The following is a 15,679-nucleotide window of genomic DNA, read 5'->3' as shown; positions in this document are numbered from 1 at the left end:
TTGCTTATTCAATTTCTATATATTCCGATTTTCCTTTTTCGTTTCCATTATTGAGCCATTCCCAATCCAAAGCTAATTTTATTTTTCCGTTTTCGGTTAGTGAAATTTGCGCCAATGCTTTTCCTGCTTTCAATTCATTGTCAGTTGTTAAGCATTGATACAGCATGTTTAATTTATCATTGCTTAATTCAGCAATAATTTTTCCGTATTTTATGGTTCCGCCAAAATAATCGGCAGTAACAAGATTGTTGTCTTGTTTGTAGTTGAAAACAGTTTCTGTATTTACTTGTCCGTTTTCCGAATTCTGAATAAGCGCAAATCTTTTGTTATCGAAATTGAATTTGGTCATTTTGTTTTTTGATTAAATAGATTTATTTGGGTATGAACTCAGCTTGCTAAAACCTGTTTTTTGGAATCGTTTGTTAGTGCAATTACTAATGCGATTCCGCAGAAAAGTAAAGCAATAATGGCACGTACAATCTCATTTCCGCCACCAACAGTTGGGTTTGCAACAGCATCTTGAATGTGGAAGAAAAGTACAAAAAGTAAAAGCATTAAAGCCAAAAGAAGCGAAATAGGTTTTATCCAAAGTTTAAAAATAATCGAAATGCCCGAACAAATAAGCGCAATGCCTACAAAATAAGTCCAAAACATAGTTCCTGGCAACCATTTCGGAACCATTGTAGACACAAACTCAGCAAAAAGAAAATGGCTTAAACCAAACAAAAGCATTAAAAGCGAATAGAAAATTCGCCCAACTGGAATAAGTTTTTCTAGAAATTTGTCGAATTTGCTTTCGCTTTTATTCGCACTATAGGAACCCGCCAATACAAACGCTCCACCGCTATACGTTAGTTCTTCAATAGCATTGATCCAAATTTGTGTGGCGTTGGTTTTATCGGTATTAAAAATGAAAATAAACGGAAGATGAGAAACAATAAAAGCGGCAAGAAAAGCAAAACCTAAATAAAGACAGACTTTTCTGGTATCGATAAATGTAATGGTAACGATTCCCGAAATAATAATTCCAGCTAATATTAAAACGATACTGGTAAGGATATAAAAAACAGGATATTGATGCGCCCAAGCGGGAAAAGGTGATAAAATTTCAGATCGAAAATCTTTGATAATAAGCTGATGCACTCCTAAAGCAATAATGCCAATACCGTAAAATAAACGGCCGAGTTTAATAAGTTCTTTCATTAATAGTGGTTTTAGATAGTAAATTTGTTTTTGGTGTAACCAAATATATAAATTTATTGCTAAAATACTGATTTAATGATGGTTGGTTTTTGTCTATCCGTACAGTTTTGTCATTTCGACGTAAGGAGAAATCTTCGCAAGTAGCTCCACAAAGGTTTTCCGCATTGTAACCACACAGTATTGTCATTTCGACGTAAGGAGAAATCTTCGTAAGTAACTCCACAAAGGTTTTCCACAAAGTTCTGTCATTTCGAGGAACGAGACTCGAGCGCTAGCGAACTGGCGAAGCAAATCACACGAGAAATTCCGCAAAGCATACTTGCCAATCTTTGTAGAGTTACTTACGAAGATTTCTCGTTCCTCGAAATGACAAAACTAGAAGGAAATAAAATGAGAAAATAGACTTCCTACTTAAATTGCGTTCACGAGCGAGACGCTCGCGCCACCTCAGGATTTCACTAAATAACTTCTTCAAGTTTATAAACTTCTCCCCAGTTATTTAGTAAGCGGCTATCATAAATGTTAAAAGGAATAATTGAACTATCTTTTTCGGTAGACAATCCGGTAAATGTCCAAAACAAATCCTCAAACGTACAAACTAAATATCCTCTATCATTAAATGAGTAATCTCCAACAATCTTATAATTTAGTAAATGTTCAATATCGTGTTCATCCATAGGACGAAAGGCATCAACGACCTTTTTTGTTAGCTCAACTTTACCATTCTTAAAAAACTCCAGTTGATTTTGGTAGATTATACAAAAAAACAAACCACCCGCATGAAGATCTGTATCTGCGATTAAACTTGACTGATACTTTTTGTTAATTTCTATTTTCATTAGTACATTATTCATGAGTGTATTCCATTTGTGAAGATTTCGTGCACGAGCGATACGCTCGCGTTAGCGGAGAAGTAAAAATAAAAAAAATACGCAAATAGCTTTTGATACTTTTTGCGTATTTTGTTTTATACATTAATTAGAAAAACTATTTCATAATTGTTTTGAGTTGTAATTTAAAACCTTCCAATTTAATTAAATAATATGTGGAAAATAACAATACCCATCCCATGAAAGTTAGAAATAAATTGGTTAATGAGCTTCCTGTAAATTGTAAATATTGACATAAAAAACCAAAGAATAATAGCAGGATAAAATTATACAGGATCGCATTTTTTAAACTCATTTTGATACAGCCTGTTAAAAAATTCCAATTTTCAAGATGATCCGTAATAATAATTTTTGAAGGATTAGATAAATCAATTACCACATTTTGAGAAAACTCAAGAGTTACAGTTATAGTACTATTTCTCAATTTGTATTTATAATTGAATTTCTCTAATATTTCTACCGTTTTATTTAACTCGATATTTATCATTATTGCTCGTTTTTTATTTTTTAAAGATTTATAGATTCTTCCTCGTATGGAACAGATTCATAAGGTATTGCTTCATTAACAAATAGTGAGCAAATCCCTCCTGCGATTAATGACATTGGACCACCGTAAACAAACATTAAAGCTCCCATTGTATCAGCAATAATTGCTTTTGATCCTGGTTGGTTATTTGTTTTTTTTGTTGGATTGCTTTTAGAAGTCCAATATTGATTTGAACTTTTCAAAACATTTTCAAATACTATTAATTCATTTTGCTCATTTACTGTTAATGGATTATTTGTTTTCGATAAATAATTGGCTTTCTTGAAATTTTCAATTGCAACCATACATTGGTTATAATTCATATCATTTTCAATTATGTTGTCAACCAAACTACCTAAACGTTTTGATACTTTATTAGAAGCATATAATTCCTCTTTTTTTGAATTCCAAAAAGAATAAATGTCAAATTTTTTTGGATCAATGCCCTGAAATGCAAGCTTTACCTCATTTGTATCCATATTTTTGAATTGATCTGGATATTTTATTTTAAGCTCAGCCAACATTTCGTCTATTATCAGACCAGTTGTTTTTCCATCAATTCCTTTATATTTTTTATAGTATAAATCTAATGCTTCATTATGATAAAAACCATAATCAGTTAAAGGAATCTCAATCTTTTCTTTGGAATACGAATCTTTGGAATCTTGTTCTTTTGAACAACTTACAAATAAGGCATTTGCTGAAACAGCTACGAGTAAAAAAATAATTCTTTTCATTTTTATTGATATTAAAGTTAATACAATTGAAATGCTTCCTAATTCTATTTGGATATAGAATTTCTGTGAAGCAAATGGAGAATTAAATTTTTATTTTGGAAGATTCTTTTTGCGTCTGAAGTGGTATTGGCGCTAATCGTTTAATAGAATTGAATCGTTTTAATTCTGAAAGAGGATTGTAAAAGTAAGTAAAAGATTACTATTATGCAAATTAAATATACTTAAGGTTTATTAATACTTTCCGATATTGCGGATTTGCAATCCGGATTGCAGGTTCGCGCTATTAGAATTTTTTATTGAACGAATTTGTATTTGTATCGATTAACTTGTTGTAAATTAGTTGTTTGGTTTTGTTATCATGAACAAAAATATCAGACATTATAACCCAATTTTCAAAGAGAATGCAGTTTTACTTAGTTATATTAGAAATACGATTAGAGAAACTGCAGAAGAACTTCATATTGATGCAAAACAACTTTCTAAATGGCGTAAAATTTATGAAAAATTTGGAAAAGGAAGCTTCCCAGGTCTAGGAAATAAAAGAGTTTATTATGAAAATAAGAAAATCTACGAATTAGAAAAGGAGCTTTCAGAATCCGAACTTAGATTAGAAATACTAGAAAAAGGATTGAAATACATGCATCAAGGTAAACACGTACTATGTAATTTCATACATCAAAATAGAGATAAATATCCTTTATACAAAATGTACGAAGTTTTAGGCGCTTCTCATTCCACCTACAATTTATGGACAAAACAGCCTTTTTCGAAAACAGAAACTCGCGTCTATTTCCTGAAAAAAGAAATAAGTTCTATATTTTTTCAATTCGAACAATATAAAGGAGCAATATTGATTACGAGAGAACTACAGAGTCGTGGATTTCAAATTTCTAAAGGACAAGTATCATTTTGGATGAAAGAGCTTGGTTTGCGAAGTAAAGTAAAAAAGAAATTTATCGCTACAACCAATTCAAAACATAATTCATGTATTGCTCCAAATATTTTAAACAGACATTTTAAAGTAGATAAACCTTCCAAGGTATGGGTTTCAGATATAACTTATATTCGGATTGATAGAAGGTTTTCATATCTCACTGTTGTCATGGACTTGTATGATAGAAAAGTAATAGGATGGCATTTGAGTTTTGGACTTTCTACCAAGGTTACGACTTTACCCGCTTTTGAAAAAGCAATAGTTAATCGTTCAGTTTCAGAAGGATTAATATTTCATTCTGACAAAGGAATTCAGTATGCAAATAAGTTGTTTACTGATAAATTAATTGAACATAATTGTAAACCAAGTATGAGTAGAACAGGCGACAGTTATGATAATGCTGTTGTGGAAAGTTTTTTTAATACATTAAAGAGAGAAGCAATTTATAAACAGACAAAATTACTAACAACACGCGAGATGAAAATAGTAATATTTGATTATATAGAAAACTGGTATAATAAGAAAAGAATACATTCCAGTCTTAATTATAAGACAATTGAGGAGTTTAATAATGTTAACTATGAAAAAGAGGAGAATACATTATAATCGAGATTTCAAGTTAAAAGCTATTCAACTAAGCTATGAAAATAGAAGTGTAACTCGGACGGCAAAAGATTTACAAATAAGTCTAAAATCTTTGTCTTTGTGGCGAAATATTTTAAAAAAGAATGGAGATATAAGTTTTCCTGGTAAAGGGAATCCAATTTTAAGTTCTAATGACAAAAAGATTAAAGTGCTTAAAAAAAAGATTAAGAATATAAATCTAAAGTTTGAAATTATTGCAAATGCTAGGGAATTTATTGTTTGTGGGAAACTTTGTATTTTTCAATTTATTGCAGAAAATGAAAGCAATTATTCTAAAGAATTAATGTGCAAAACATTAGGTACAAACACAGTAAGTTATAGAGCATGGAAAAAAAGTTCCCTCACAGAAAAGCAAAAACGTAAAATTATTTTAAAAAATAAGATAAACTCCATTTTTGTCGCTTCAAGAGAAACCTATGGATGCTATCGAATTGCTGTAGAACTTGAAAAATGTGGATTTTTAATATCGCCTATTACAGTACTAAGATATATGAGAGAATTAGGAATATACGTTTCAATTAAAAAAAACAATCAAGCTATTAGAAAAACAGAAATTACAAATCTTTAATCAATTCACTTGGATGAATTTTTAAAGCTTGTGCAATTTTAAACAAAGTGCTTACTTTCATTTCTTGTGAGCCTTTTATATATTTTCTTAGACTTTCAACATCCATTTCTGCATCATGAGCAACCTCTCGTCGCTTGAATTTCTTTTCTTCAATTATATCTTTTATCTTGATTCCTAGGTCTTTTACAACTTCTGGAATTTCACTTTTTCTTTCTCTTTTCATGGAAATGAAATTACAAGTAATCCATTGTTTTTAAGTGAATGTAAAAAAGGGGTTGTATGTGACTGATTTTTTATATATTTGTTTAAAATTGTAAAACAAATCTTATATGGAAATAGAGACACAAAATAAAGAAAGAGCCGAAGAATTGTTAGAGTTAATAAATAAAGGAAGATATTTTACCAAACTAAAACCAGTGCCAAAAGAAACCAACTCGTTTACAATACCGCTAAAAGTATCTTCTTATAACGAATTAAATCTAATGGTTTCAGATTTGCTAAAAGCAAGTATTATTTTGCTTAATCCAGATGCAAACGGTTTGTCGAGTTTTACAAAAGACAATAATGTCAATGTTATGACTTTGCTTGAAATTGCCTTGCAGTTATTGCCTGAGGAGGAAATGGAGTTGTTGGATGATTTGTGTAAATTTCATCTAGAATATTGATATAAAAAGAAGAAGTGCAAAGTCAGAGACATTTGCGTAGCTTTTCAGTTGAATTTTTCGGAGAACTGGGTATAAAAAAAGCTACATGATTTATTGTAGCTTTTTTATTTTGGTAATTTGGAATGTGTCTTATTATTTTTGTGGTGTATTTTTCATTTTTGTTCTTTCTCAAATTTTCCGAGAAATAAATTTGTGTCTTGCATTTCTTTTAATTCATCAATACTAAATTTAGCACCAATTTTTTCATTATATATTTTGTTAAAATCCTCGAAAGTGTCAATATTACCATAATTAGATAACCATTCTTCGAATTCTTGAATACTTAAAATTAATAAATCAGAATAATGAGATATAATTTCAGGAAATCTGGAGACAACAATATATTTATGGTTTTCAGAGATATTATAAATATTATGCAAAGTTTTTAAGTGATTAGCTCTACGAATAACTTTTTTTTCCCAAGCATCTTGTAGATATTGAAGATGTTTATTGGTTTTTGAAACATCTTTGAAATATATATCCATTGGTAAAGCATGATTTTTTGCTTCTACAAGTAAATATTTTCCACTTGAATGTTTAAATAAAATATCGATATCTCCAATTTGGTCCTTTCCTTCAAATAAATCTAATTCTCTATCAACTTCTGTGTAATCAAATTTAGTGGCAATCATGGCAATTTTATCTAAAAAAGAAGAAGCTTGTCTGGCAATATATTCATTTTTTATACTTGGAGATTCAATTAGTGAGTAATGGATGTTTGTGAATAGGCTATCTAAAATTAGCTCTGGAGAAATAACTAAAATGTTATTTTTTGCTATAAAAGGTTGACGAGTAAGTTGATGATATTTAAGTTCTTTTGGATTGAAATTATCTAAATCTAACGTTAATCTTTTTAAAACTTTTTCAAATTCTATATCGAAAGATTGAAGAAAATCAGATTTATTGATAAGGTAACATTTGGCATAATTTATAAATGTATTAAGTGATTTAACTTCTACATTTCCATTTTCAAGTATATCGAATTTTTTTTGATTTTCTGTTATTTTATTAGTAACAATATTAAGTGACTCGTTAATGAAATTTATGAAATCATCTAAAGAAACTCCTATTTCTTTATGAAATAAATCACTGAAAGGGAAATATTCATCTTTGAAGTTTTTTAAGAGATTATCTTTGTCCTTTTTTGAATTTTTTTTGATATTATTATCTTCATCTATCCTTATGTAATAATCGAATAGTTTTTTGACGTTTTCATCTGTTTTCGCTTTAGACATATCAATTCTTATATAGCGATTTCTTTCACCAGAAACTTCTATATCAAATAATTTAACTAACGCTTCACTTTCATATTTAGAATTTACTAATGTTGCTTGTTTTATTAGGAATTGAACCAAGTCTAAATTGAGGTATGGTATTTCTTCTTTAGTCGTAACAATATTCCAATTCCCGTATTTTGCTGCTAATGAAGTAAGATACTTTAATGATTCTTCGAGTGTGTTACTATAAGCACTCAAAACATTTGGATTGATATTCTTAGCATTTGGGAAATGTTGTAAAAGCCTTGTCCAATGTAATTGATATATAAAATAAAGAAGTTCCAAAATACTGCAATCCTTAGCTGCGACGCATAATTTTTCAATATCGTTATCAATCTCTAATGAGAGTTTTTTTAAAGCTTTTTCTTTATCTGTCATGTGTTTTTTTTATTGAAATTTTTAATAAATACAGGATTTTATAATTGCTCCCATCTTTTACAGAATGATTATATGGACAAGACAATCGAACCAACTTTTTTAAACTAAATTCAATGAATTTTTAAAATTTTGTAAATGATTTTTATCGTTAATTTGCGTAAGAACTTCACCTCCTCTTTCAAATAATAATATAAAATCATCATCAATTAATTTTTCAAAAAATGTAAAATAATCATGAACGTGATTATTAAATCTCATGTCAAATAATGTATCTATCGAAAACCTTATTTCTTTTTTTGGATTTGGCATTATTATATTCTTCTTCTTTTAAGTTTATCTGAAAATATTGTTTTTTGAAATATTTTATAAATTATTTCAGTTGTACCATATCCTCCTAATTCGATTTGTAAATTTTCATTTTCGTGAAAATATTGTAAATATAAAGTGCCTGAGCCTTTATAAAAATCAAGAAATAGGTAAGTAGTATAGTCGTATATTCCTAAGTAAGCAAATTCATTTAATATTGAAATATTATGTTTTGTGCATTCTCCCGTTTCAGTTTCATATCCTGACATTTCAAATCGTCGATGTTCTTTGTAAAAATCTTCTATATCAACTTTTCTTAATTGGTCTTCTATATTGTTATTGAAAGAAAGTGTTTTTCTTATAAAATCAAAAACTTCTTCTTTTGATTTCGATTGTAATTTTTCGATTGTCATTATATTTTTGTTTTTAATTAATATTTTTCAAAATTTTAAAAAAAGGTATTAAGTCTTCAAGAAAGAATTTGCACTTTATGGATAAGAATCTCGCTCGTAAATAATATCAGTACCAGAGAAATTATTGCCTTATAATTATTTACGTATTTTAAGAATTTTATTCGATTTCACAAACAAACTTATAAACTGCACTCATAACCGTTCCAGGCATAACTTTATCGTTATAAGAATCAATGTAGATTTTCTGAAGTACTTTTCCATTTCTATCATAGATAACTCCGTCAGAGGTAGAATATCTTTTCTCGGTACAATCTAATTTATAAAATTGCACACTAGAGTCGCCACCTGTTTTAATTAATTGACCTTTTTTATTTTTACCTGTTTTAGTTGGGTTAATCATTTTTAGCCAAAACTCTTTTGTTCCATCATTATCTTTTTCAAAATAAAGATATATTTCAGTTCCATCTTTTGCAGAAGTTACATACTGAAATTCATCATTTTGAGAAAATGATCTGCTATAAACTATAAAAAGTAAAATAGTAAATAATATTTTTTTCATATCCTTGATTTAAAAAACAAACATCGTATTTATTCTAAAATAAGAACCAAGTAAATTCACCTGATTTAATCTCCTATTTTATATTCTTGAATATCTTGAGAGTTATCGTCGAAGGTTTGAATAATTTCAAGCTTGTTGTCTTTTTCGACAAAAGTTATTTTCTCATCATATTTTGAATCCCTCCATCTTCCGTCAATGTTTGCCCAAAGAATTTTATTTCCATCGATCTTTATTTTATAATCAAATTTCTGATGATCAGATTTTCTAATGTAAGACACGAAATATAATTCGTCTTTTTTCCTCACTTTAATTATTTTTGATGATTGCCCCATAATAGAAGCCATTGTATAGCGAGCAATATCTTCATAAGTAAAGTTCTTTAAAGTTATTTCTTCCTTTTCTTTAATTTTTGGAATTTCAGTTTCAACTGTTAAATTGGTTTTAGTTTGTTCTTTCTGATTACAGCTAAAAATTAAAATAAGAAACAGGCAACATGTTAGTGATTTCATATGTAATTCAATTTTGTTTTTATGTAAAATTTATTTGCTAAAAGTAATTGCATTATATTCAATTACATTACGGAAAACCGTAAACGTAATTATGAAAACCAAAGCCCTAGCCCTGATAGAAGCGGTATCCTTTTTAGGTAAACGAAAAAGATCTTATTAAACCGCAAACTTTTTGCCGAAAAAGATATTAGTCCCGATAGCTATCGGGACAGGAAACAGCTCCTAAAAACCATCACAATTCCACTAAATATTCAACTTAAAATGTCCAAAAAACGAACACTAGAATTTTCGATAAAAATTTTGTAATTTTGCCGTCCAATAAAAGGAATTAGAAAATGTTAGATAGACTTCAATATGTAAAGCAGCGTTTCGATGAGATTTCGGATTTGATTATTCAGCCGGATGTTATTTCTGATCAAAAACGTTATAAGCAGCTTAACCAAGAATATAAAGGGATAAAAGCGCTTGTTGAAAAGAGAGAAGAGTACATCATAGTTTTAGCAAACATCGACGAAGCAAACGAAATTATTGCTGACGGAAGTGATGCTGAAATGGTGGAAATGGCCAAAATGCAATTGGATGAAGCAAAAGAACGTCTGCCAGAATTGGAGGAGGAAATCAAATTTATGCTTATTCCTAAAGATCCTGAAGACGCGAAAAACGTAATGGTGGAGATCCGCGCCGGAACGGGTGGAGACGAAGCGAGTATTTTTGCTGGTGACTTGTTTAGAATGTACACAAAATATTGCGAATCTATGGGATGGAGATCATCTGTTGTAGATATGAACGAGGGTACTTCTGGAGGTTTCAAAGAGGTTATTTTTGAGGTTACTGGAGAAGATGTATACGGAACTTTGAAGTTTGAAGCGGGTGTTCACCGTGTACAGCGTGTTCCGCAGACAGAAACTCAAGGTCGTGTGCATACATCGGCTGCAACGGTTATGGTTTTGCCAGAAGCAGAGGAGTTTGATGTTCAGGTAGATATGAATGATGTTCGTGTCGATTTCTTCTGTTCGTCTGGACCTGGAGGACAATCGGTAAATACAACGAAATCGGCTGTACGTTTAACGCACATTCCAACAGGATTGGTGGCGCAATGTCAGGATGAGAAATCGCAACATAAGAATAAAGATAAAGCTTTGATGGTATTACGTTCTCGTTTGTACGAAATGGAATTGGCCAAAAAGCAGGAAGAAGATGCTAAAAAACGTAGTTCTCAGGTAAGTTCTGGAGACCGTTCGGCAAAAATCCGTACGTATAACTATGCGCAAGGTCGTGTAACCGATCACCGTATTGGTTTAACGCTTTACGATTTAGGAAACATCATGAATGGTGATATTCAGAAAATCGTTTCTGAGCTTCAGTTAGTTAATAATATGGAGAAATTGAAGGAAGCTTCTGAGGTGTACTAATTGTACACAGGTTCGAAGTGACAGAGATGCAAAGGTTCAGAGGTTTTTCTCTGGAGTGATTTATATAAACAGAAAAGCCAAACTTATGTTTGGCTTTTCTGTTTTTGATTATAAAGAAAAAATTGCAAATTTTTTCAAAACCTCTGAACCTTTGCATCTCTGCTACTTTGAACCTAAAAAGAAAGAACCTTCTTTCTTTTTATATCGTTCTTATAATCTTATACTTTCATCGAAAAAACTTAACATACATATCATTTGTTAAATTTTTTATTACTGTTTTTTGTTTCATATTTGTCATGCTAAAAAACAACCAACTAACATTAATTTATGAAGAAAACTTTACTCTTATTCTGCTTCTTTGGAAGCTTTTTTTATGCGCAGTCACAATCGTATTTCGGATTCAGGGATGATAATTATGCTGGGATTCAGAGTGCTATATTTAATCCGTCAAATATTGTTGAGTCGAAGTATCGCGCCGATGTGACGCTTTTCTCAGCAAGCGGAACGGGACAAAATGATTTGTACGGAATCAATATTTTAGACGCATTAGACGGCGATTATGATTTGGCAACTGATGCAAGTAAAAATTTAAAATCGAACAACAGAGGAAATTTTAATGTCGATATTCTCGGACCTTCTTTTATGATGAATATCACGCCTTTGCATAGTGTGGCGCTTTTTACACGAGTGCGAAGCGTTACGAATCTCGTTGGCATAAACGGGCAGCTTATTGATGAGGTGAACAAAGATGTGGATGCTTCGAATAGTTTTTTAATTAGTGGCGGGAATCCGAATAGTGTTACCAATTCTTGGGCGGAGATAGGAGCGAGTTATGCAACGGTTCTGTTGGATCGTGACGATCATTTTGTAAAAGGCGGTATTACTTTAAAATACTTAATGGCGGGAGTAAACGGCTACATTAACGGAAGTGATTTGAGTGTAGCGTTCAATAAAAACAATGCAAATCCTGCTATGAGCGAATATCTTTCGACAGGAACTATTAGAACTGCCGCTAGTTACGATTATGCAAATGGCGATGATCCGAAGTTTGATGCGGCTTCGGCTGGAGTAGGTGTCGATTTAGGTTTTACATACGAATACCGCACCAACTGTCATACGTGCGAAGGGAACCGCTATAAGTTTAAAGCGGCGGCTTCTGTAACCGATATTGGAAAAGTAAATTATAAAAACATAATCGAAAACACTTATAATATTACAGGAAAAGTGACGCAGCAAGATATTGACGATGCTGATGATATTTTTGAATTTTTCGATTCAAACTACACTAAAATCTCTTCTAAAAAAGGAGTAAAAGCAAATCTTCCAACGGCTTTACACACCAATTTTGACTGGAATATCGATCAGCGTTTTTATTTAAATCTAAGCGGTGATTTCAGCCTTGTAGATGCCAAAAAAGTAAACGGAACTGCAATCGCCAATTCGGTTACTTTTACGCCTAGATATGAAACGAGACAATTCAGTTTCTATGTTTCTGTAACGTACATGCAATACAGCGGAACAACAATCGGAGCAGGTTTTAGAGCTGGCCCAATTTTTATTGGCTCAGGAACTCTTTTCTCCAGTCTATTCTCAAACAATACAAAAGGCTGTAATATTTATGCCGGTCTGAAAATACCGATTTATCAAGATTATCGATAGAAAAAGGGGCAAAGGTTCAGAGTTGCAAAGGTACAGAGGTTTTAAAAAAAAAGGTTCAGAGATACAAAGCTTTTAAACTTTGCATCTCTGAACCTTTGTAACTTTGCGCCTTTAAAAAAAAGCTATATCCCTAAAAATACTCTCGTATATTCAAAACATTTATATAGATTCGAGTAAACGTATACACCATTTTTTATTACTATTTCGCTAAACTTTTCCATAATAATTAAATTAAGTTAGACAAATTACTCTCTAGACGGTTCGTATTGTGATGATTCTTCATCTTCAGAAGATTCATTATGAGGTTTCGAAACCAGATTGGTTACAATAAGCTGAACGACAGAACCCAAGATTCCTTTGAACATCGAATCGCCTTTTCCGACAATAAATCTTTTTGCCAGATAACCAATTCCGATACTAATTGCCGACTGAGCGATATGACTTTTAAAACCTACAGTTTCGTTAATTTCCTCCACTGTATTTCTAATTAGATTAATAGGTTTTAAATTGTTCTTAATCTCGTCGATTTCATCTTTTATGTCACACCATTCTTTATCTTGGCGAACTTCTAATTCCTCAATTCTTTGATTTAACTGATCAATATTGTAAATGGCTTCCATAGTCTTTTATGTTTATTAATAATTAAATCAGTTTTTTGTTTCTTTCAGAATACTGGAGATAATTGTATTTCCAATTGGCGTTTTTATCAGTTTATGATGTGATTTTACCACAATAATTACGACGATTAAATAGAATAGCGCCATGATAAAAAAGCCATAATAGTACTCTCCAAGTTCTTTACCAATCCATAAACTAATACCAATGTTTAGGAACAAAGTAAAAAATGCAACAACAATACCAATCGCTACCTTAGATGCCAACGATGATACACCATCGGCAACAGAACACACTGTTTTTAGTTTAAGTAATTCTAAACTTGTTTTAGCATAGGTCTCTGCTTTCTCATAAAGATTTAAATTCTCGTTTGTTGTTGCATTTGGTTCCATGATATAAGGTTTTATGGTTTGAAAATTTCACTAATTAATACTTGCGATTAATAGTTTGATTTTACTGTTTTAACATCGTCTTTCAGCGTGTTGTAATCTTCTTTAACTTGGTTAAGTTTAGATTTTCCTTCTTCGATAATTTCTTTACCGTTTGAAGAGATTGTATTTACGATGCCATCAAATTTTGATTTCAGGTTATCTCCGTAATCTTTTGATTTATCTTTGATTTTTTTTCTTGTGTTTGATCCTTTGTCTGGTGCAAATAAAACACCTATGAATGCTCCCGCCGCTGCGGCTCCTAAAATTCCTAAAATTGTGCTACTAGTTTTCATAATAATTAATTTAATGGATTAATATTTAATAATTTGTTGATTTAATAAATTGTGATTTTTAAACTTCTCGACCTTTAATAAGTCGAAGCAATACGGCAATGATGGCAATTACCAACAGAATATGGATAATACTTCCGAAACTGTAAACAAAGAACCCTAAGGCCCAAAGTATCACCAGAATCACTGCGATTGTATATAATAAATTTGACATGGTTTTTTATTTTAGCGGTTAATAATCAATTCTCGTTTAGTTTAACTTATAAGAAAGGTATAATGTAAGGTTGCTGTTTTTTGCATCAGGAAATGTGTATGTCGTTCCTGCAACCGTTCTTTCTTTACCCACAGTCGTTAAACCATAATTGTAACGCAATCCTACGCTAATTGGGTTAAAATCAACTCCAACACCTGCAGAAAGACCAGCGTCAAATTTGTTTAGATCATCTGTGTCAATATCTTGGTCAAAATCAACAGTACCGTTTCCGCTTACTTTAGAACTTACTAGATAAGAAGCATAACCACCGGCGTGAATGTTAAAGTTTTTTGTAACATTAACTCGCACTAAAAGTGGAAGCTCGATATAATTAAGTCTAAATTTTGCATCCCCACTTGCAAAAGCGTTGTTGTATTCTAATTTTGCCCCTTTTGTGGTAAACAAAAGTTCTGGCTGAATGGCTACAAAATCTGAAATAGGAAGTGTAGCATAAACCCCGGCGTTAAAACCGTATAAAACATTGTTGTCATCTACATTGTCTCCACTACCGTAAAGGTTAGACATATTGAATCCTCCTTTTACACCGTATTCGGTATTTACATTATTGTCCTGAGCGTGCAGCATTCCAAATGAAGCTGATAAAAAAAGTGTTAAGGCGCATAAAAAATTGGCTTGTAATTTCATAGTAAAAAATTTAGTTAATAGATAGATAATAGGCGTTTATACATTTTGTCTTTTTATTCGTTCAGTCTCTCGTAAGAGTCTGTATTGTTGTGGCAAAAAGCGAAGAACCAGTTCGAGAATTTCTTTGTCGTTTGTTTCTCTAGAAATTGCTTCGAGTAACTCAATTTGGTTACATATCGCATCTGTCATAGCATTTAAATAAATGCTGTTAAAATCGTAACCATTGGCATCAATGAGGTTGTACAGGTCTCGTTTGTGCGTGGCATTTATTTCAGTAATGACAATGAGCTTCGATGTGGCCATTTTGGTTATCGCTTCCAGTAATTGACTCTCTTGAACTTCTATTCTTTTGCTTAATTCCTGAACAATTACATCTGAACTTTTTTGTTGTGCAATTTGACTTTTTGAAATAATAGACTTACTCACATTCGCCGTAGATATAAAAAAGAAAACCTCTGTTTCTTCTCTGTCATTTTTTGCAAAAGCTTGGTTCTTCAAAGTATTTTCGATCGGATTAATTTTTCTGCAAGAGGTGATGCATAGAATTAAAAAGAATGAAAAAAGAACTCTAAAAATTGAAGCTTTTAAGGGGGGAATTGCTTTCATTATTACTTCCTAAAGTATTACATTACAAAGATGCTAACGAATGAAAGATTTTACTTTACAGCATAAAAAAGAAACGTTATATAATTCCCATAATGGATTTATATAACGCTTTTTATGTG

The 15,679-nt window shown here is 31.1% G+C and carries 21 protein-coding genes; 5 read left to right on the top strand and 16 right to left on the bottom strand.

Annotation, left to right across the window (positions count from 1 at the left end; genetic code table 11):
- Positions 1-4: 4 nt before the first annotated feature.
- The 5 genes from LPB248_RS04440 to LPB248_RS04415 form a co-directional block, all read right to left on the bottom strand.
- Positions 5-349 carry a hypothetical protein gene (locus LPB248_RS04440; RefSeq protein WP_177210372.1) on the bottom strand — a complete coding sequence of 115 codons (345 nt, stop codon included), beginning with the start codon at positions 347-349 and terminating at the stop codon, positions 5-7.
- 38 nt (positions 350-387) lie between these two features.
- Positions 388-1,203: a DoxX family membrane protein gene (locus tag LPB248_RS04435; RefSeq protein ID WP_177210371.1), complete on the bottom strand. Its 816-nt coding sequence runs from the start codon at positions 1,201-1,203 to the stop codon at positions 388-390.
- 458 nt (positions 1,204-1,661) lie between these two features.
- Positions 1,662-2,042: a hypothetical protein gene (locus tag LPB248_RS04425; RefSeq protein ID WP_177210369.1), complete on the bottom strand. Its 381-nt coding sequence runs from the start codon at positions 2,040-2,042 to the stop codon at positions 1,662-1,664.
- Between the two features lie 148 nt (positions 2,043-2,190).
- Positions 2,191-2,580, bottom strand: a complete 390-nt coding sequence (locus LPB248_RS04420) for a hypothetical protein (protein ID WP_177210368.1) — start codon at positions 2,578-2,580, stop codon at positions 2,191-2,193.
- A gap of 20 nt (positions 2,581-2,600) precedes the next feature.
- Positions 2,601-3,356 carry a hypothetical protein gene (locus tag LPB248_RS04415; RefSeq protein ID WP_177210367.1) on the bottom strand — a complete coding sequence of 252 codons (756 nt, stop codon included), beginning with the start codon at positions 3,354-3,356 and terminating at the stop codon, positions 2,601-2,603.
- A gap of 358 nt (positions 3,357-3,714) precedes the next feature.
- On the opposite strand from LPB248_RS04415, the gene LPB248_RS04410 reads away from it, so the two are divergent.
- Positions 3,715-4,896, top strand: coding sequence for an IS3 family transposase (locus LPB248_RS04410; RefSeq protein ID WP_177210366.1), 1,182 nt, complete (start codon positions 3,715-3,717; stop codon positions 4,894-4,896).
- Positions 4,871-5,503, top strand: a complete 633-nt coding sequence (locus LPB248_RS04405; protein WP_177210365.1) for an IS3 family transposase — start codon at positions 4,871-4,873, stop codon at positions 5,501-5,503. Before LPB248_RS04410 ends, LPB248_RS04405 begins: the two co-directional genes overlap by 26 nt.
- Here the strand turns inward: LPB248_RS04405 and LPB248_RS04400 are convergent.
- Positions 5,490-5,726, bottom strand: a complete 237-nt coding sequence (locus LPB248_RS04400; RefSeq protein WP_111283324.1) for a helix-turn-helix domain-containing protein — start codon at positions 5,724-5,726, stop codon at positions 5,490-5,492. The genes LPB248_RS04405 and LPB248_RS04400 overlap by 14 nt on opposite strands.
- A 106-nt stretch (positions 5,727-5,832) precedes the next feature.
- On the opposite strand from LPB248_RS04400, the gene LPB248_RS04395 reads away from it, so the two are divergent.
- Positions 5,833-6,168: a hypothetical protein gene (locus tag LPB248_RS04395; RefSeq protein ID WP_177210364.1), complete on the top strand. Its 336-nt coding sequence runs from the start codon at positions 5,833-5,835 to the stop codon at positions 6,166-6,168.
- Between the two features lie 152 nt (positions 6,169-6,320).
- Here LPB248_RS04395 and LPB248_RS04390 read toward each other — a convergent pair whose 3' ends face one another.
- From LPB248_RS04390 to LPB248_RS04370, 4 genes are all read right to left on the bottom strand, one after another.
- The gene (locus LPB248_RS04390; RefSeq protein ID WP_177210363.1) at positions 6,321-7,862 is read right to left on the bottom strand and encodes a hypothetical protein; all 1,542 of its coding nucleotides are present in this window, start codon (positions 7,860-7,862) and stop codon (positions 6,321-6,323) included.
- Positions 7,863-8,173: 311 nt separating this feature from the next.
- Entirely contained in the window at positions 8,174-8,581 is a 408-nt protein-coding gene (locus LPB248_RS04380) for a hypothetical protein (protein WP_177210361.1), read from the bottom strand.
- A 157-nt stretch (positions 8,582-8,738) separates the two neighbouring features.
- Positions 8,739-9,140, bottom strand: coding sequence for a surface-adhesin E family protein (locus LPB248_RS04375; RefSeq protein WP_177210360.1), 402 nt, complete (start codon positions 9,138-9,140; stop codon positions 8,739-8,741).
- 65 nt (positions 9,141-9,205) lie between these two features.
- Entirely contained in the window at positions 9,206-9,649 is a 444-nt protein-coding gene (locus tag LPB248_RS04370) for a hypothetical protein (RefSeq protein WP_177210359.1), read from the bottom strand.
- A gap of 335 nt (positions 9,650-9,984) precedes the next feature.
- Here LPB248_RS04370 and prfA point away from each other — a divergent pair, with 335 nt between their 5' ends.
- Positions 9,985-11,061, top strand: coding sequence for a peptide chain release factor 1 (gene prfA, locus LPB248_RS04365; RefSeq protein ID WP_119789747.1), 1,077 nt, complete (start codon positions 9,985-9,987; stop codon positions 11,059-11,061).
- 327 nt (positions 11,062-11,388) lie between these two features.
- Positions 11,389-12,720: a DUF5723 family protein gene (locus LPB248_RS04360; protein WP_177210358.1), complete on the top strand. Its 1,332-nt coding sequence runs from the start codon at positions 11,389-11,391 to the stop codon at positions 12,718-12,720.
- A 245-nt stretch (positions 12,721-12,965) separates the two neighbouring features.
- Here the strand turns inward: LPB248_RS04360 and LPB248_RS04355 are convergent, their stop codons facing one another.
- The 6 genes from LPB248_RS04355 to LPB248_RS04330 are packed head-to-tail and all read right to left on the bottom strand — an operon-like array spanning position 12,966 to position 15,560.
- Entirely contained in the window at positions 12,966-13,340 is a 375-nt protein-coding gene (locus LPB248_RS04355; RefSeq protein WP_177210357.1) for a hypothetical protein, read from the bottom strand.
- A 27-nt stretch (positions 13,341-13,367) separates the two neighbouring features.
- A complete protein-coding gene (locus LPB248_RS04350) occupies positions 13,368-13,727 on the bottom strand; it encodes a hypothetical protein (RefSeq protein ID WP_177210356.1) in 360 nt (119 codons plus the stop codon).
- A gap of 47 nt (positions 13,728-13,774) precedes the next feature.
- Positions 13,775-14,059 carry a YtxH domain-containing protein gene (locus LPB248_RS04345; protein ID WP_177210355.1) on the bottom strand — a complete coding sequence of 95 codons (285 nt, stop codon included), beginning with the start codon at positions 14,057-14,059 and terminating at the stop codon, positions 13,775-13,777.
- 58 nt (positions 14,060-14,117) lie between these two features.
- Positions 14,118-14,270: a lmo0937 family membrane protein gene (locus LPB248_RS04340; protein ID WP_111365189.1), complete on the bottom strand. Its 153-nt coding sequence runs from the start codon at positions 14,268-14,270 to the stop codon at positions 14,118-14,120.
- 36 nt (positions 14,271-14,306) lie between these two features.
- Positions 14,307-14,954 (bottom strand): porin family protein, encoded by a 648-nt coding sequence (locus LPB248_RS04335; RefSeq protein ID WP_177210354.1) that lies wholly within the window; start codon positions 14,952-14,954, stop codon positions 14,307-14,309.
- A gap of 36 nt (positions 14,955-14,990) precedes the next feature.
- Positions 14,991-15,560 (bottom strand): DUF4142 domain-containing protein, encoded by a 570-nt coding sequence (locus LPB248_RS04330; RefSeq protein WP_177210353.1) that lies wholly within the window; start codon positions 15,558-15,560, stop codon positions 14,991-14,993.
- Between the last annotated feature and the right edge of the window lie 119 nt (positions 15,561-15,679).

The organism is Flavobacterium sp. LPB0248, assembly GCF_013388355.1.
GTDB lineage: Bacteria > Bacteroidota > Bacteroidia > Flavobacteriales > Flavobacteriaceae > Flavobacterium.
This window is presented reverse-complemented; position numbering and strand designations above follow the sequence as displayed.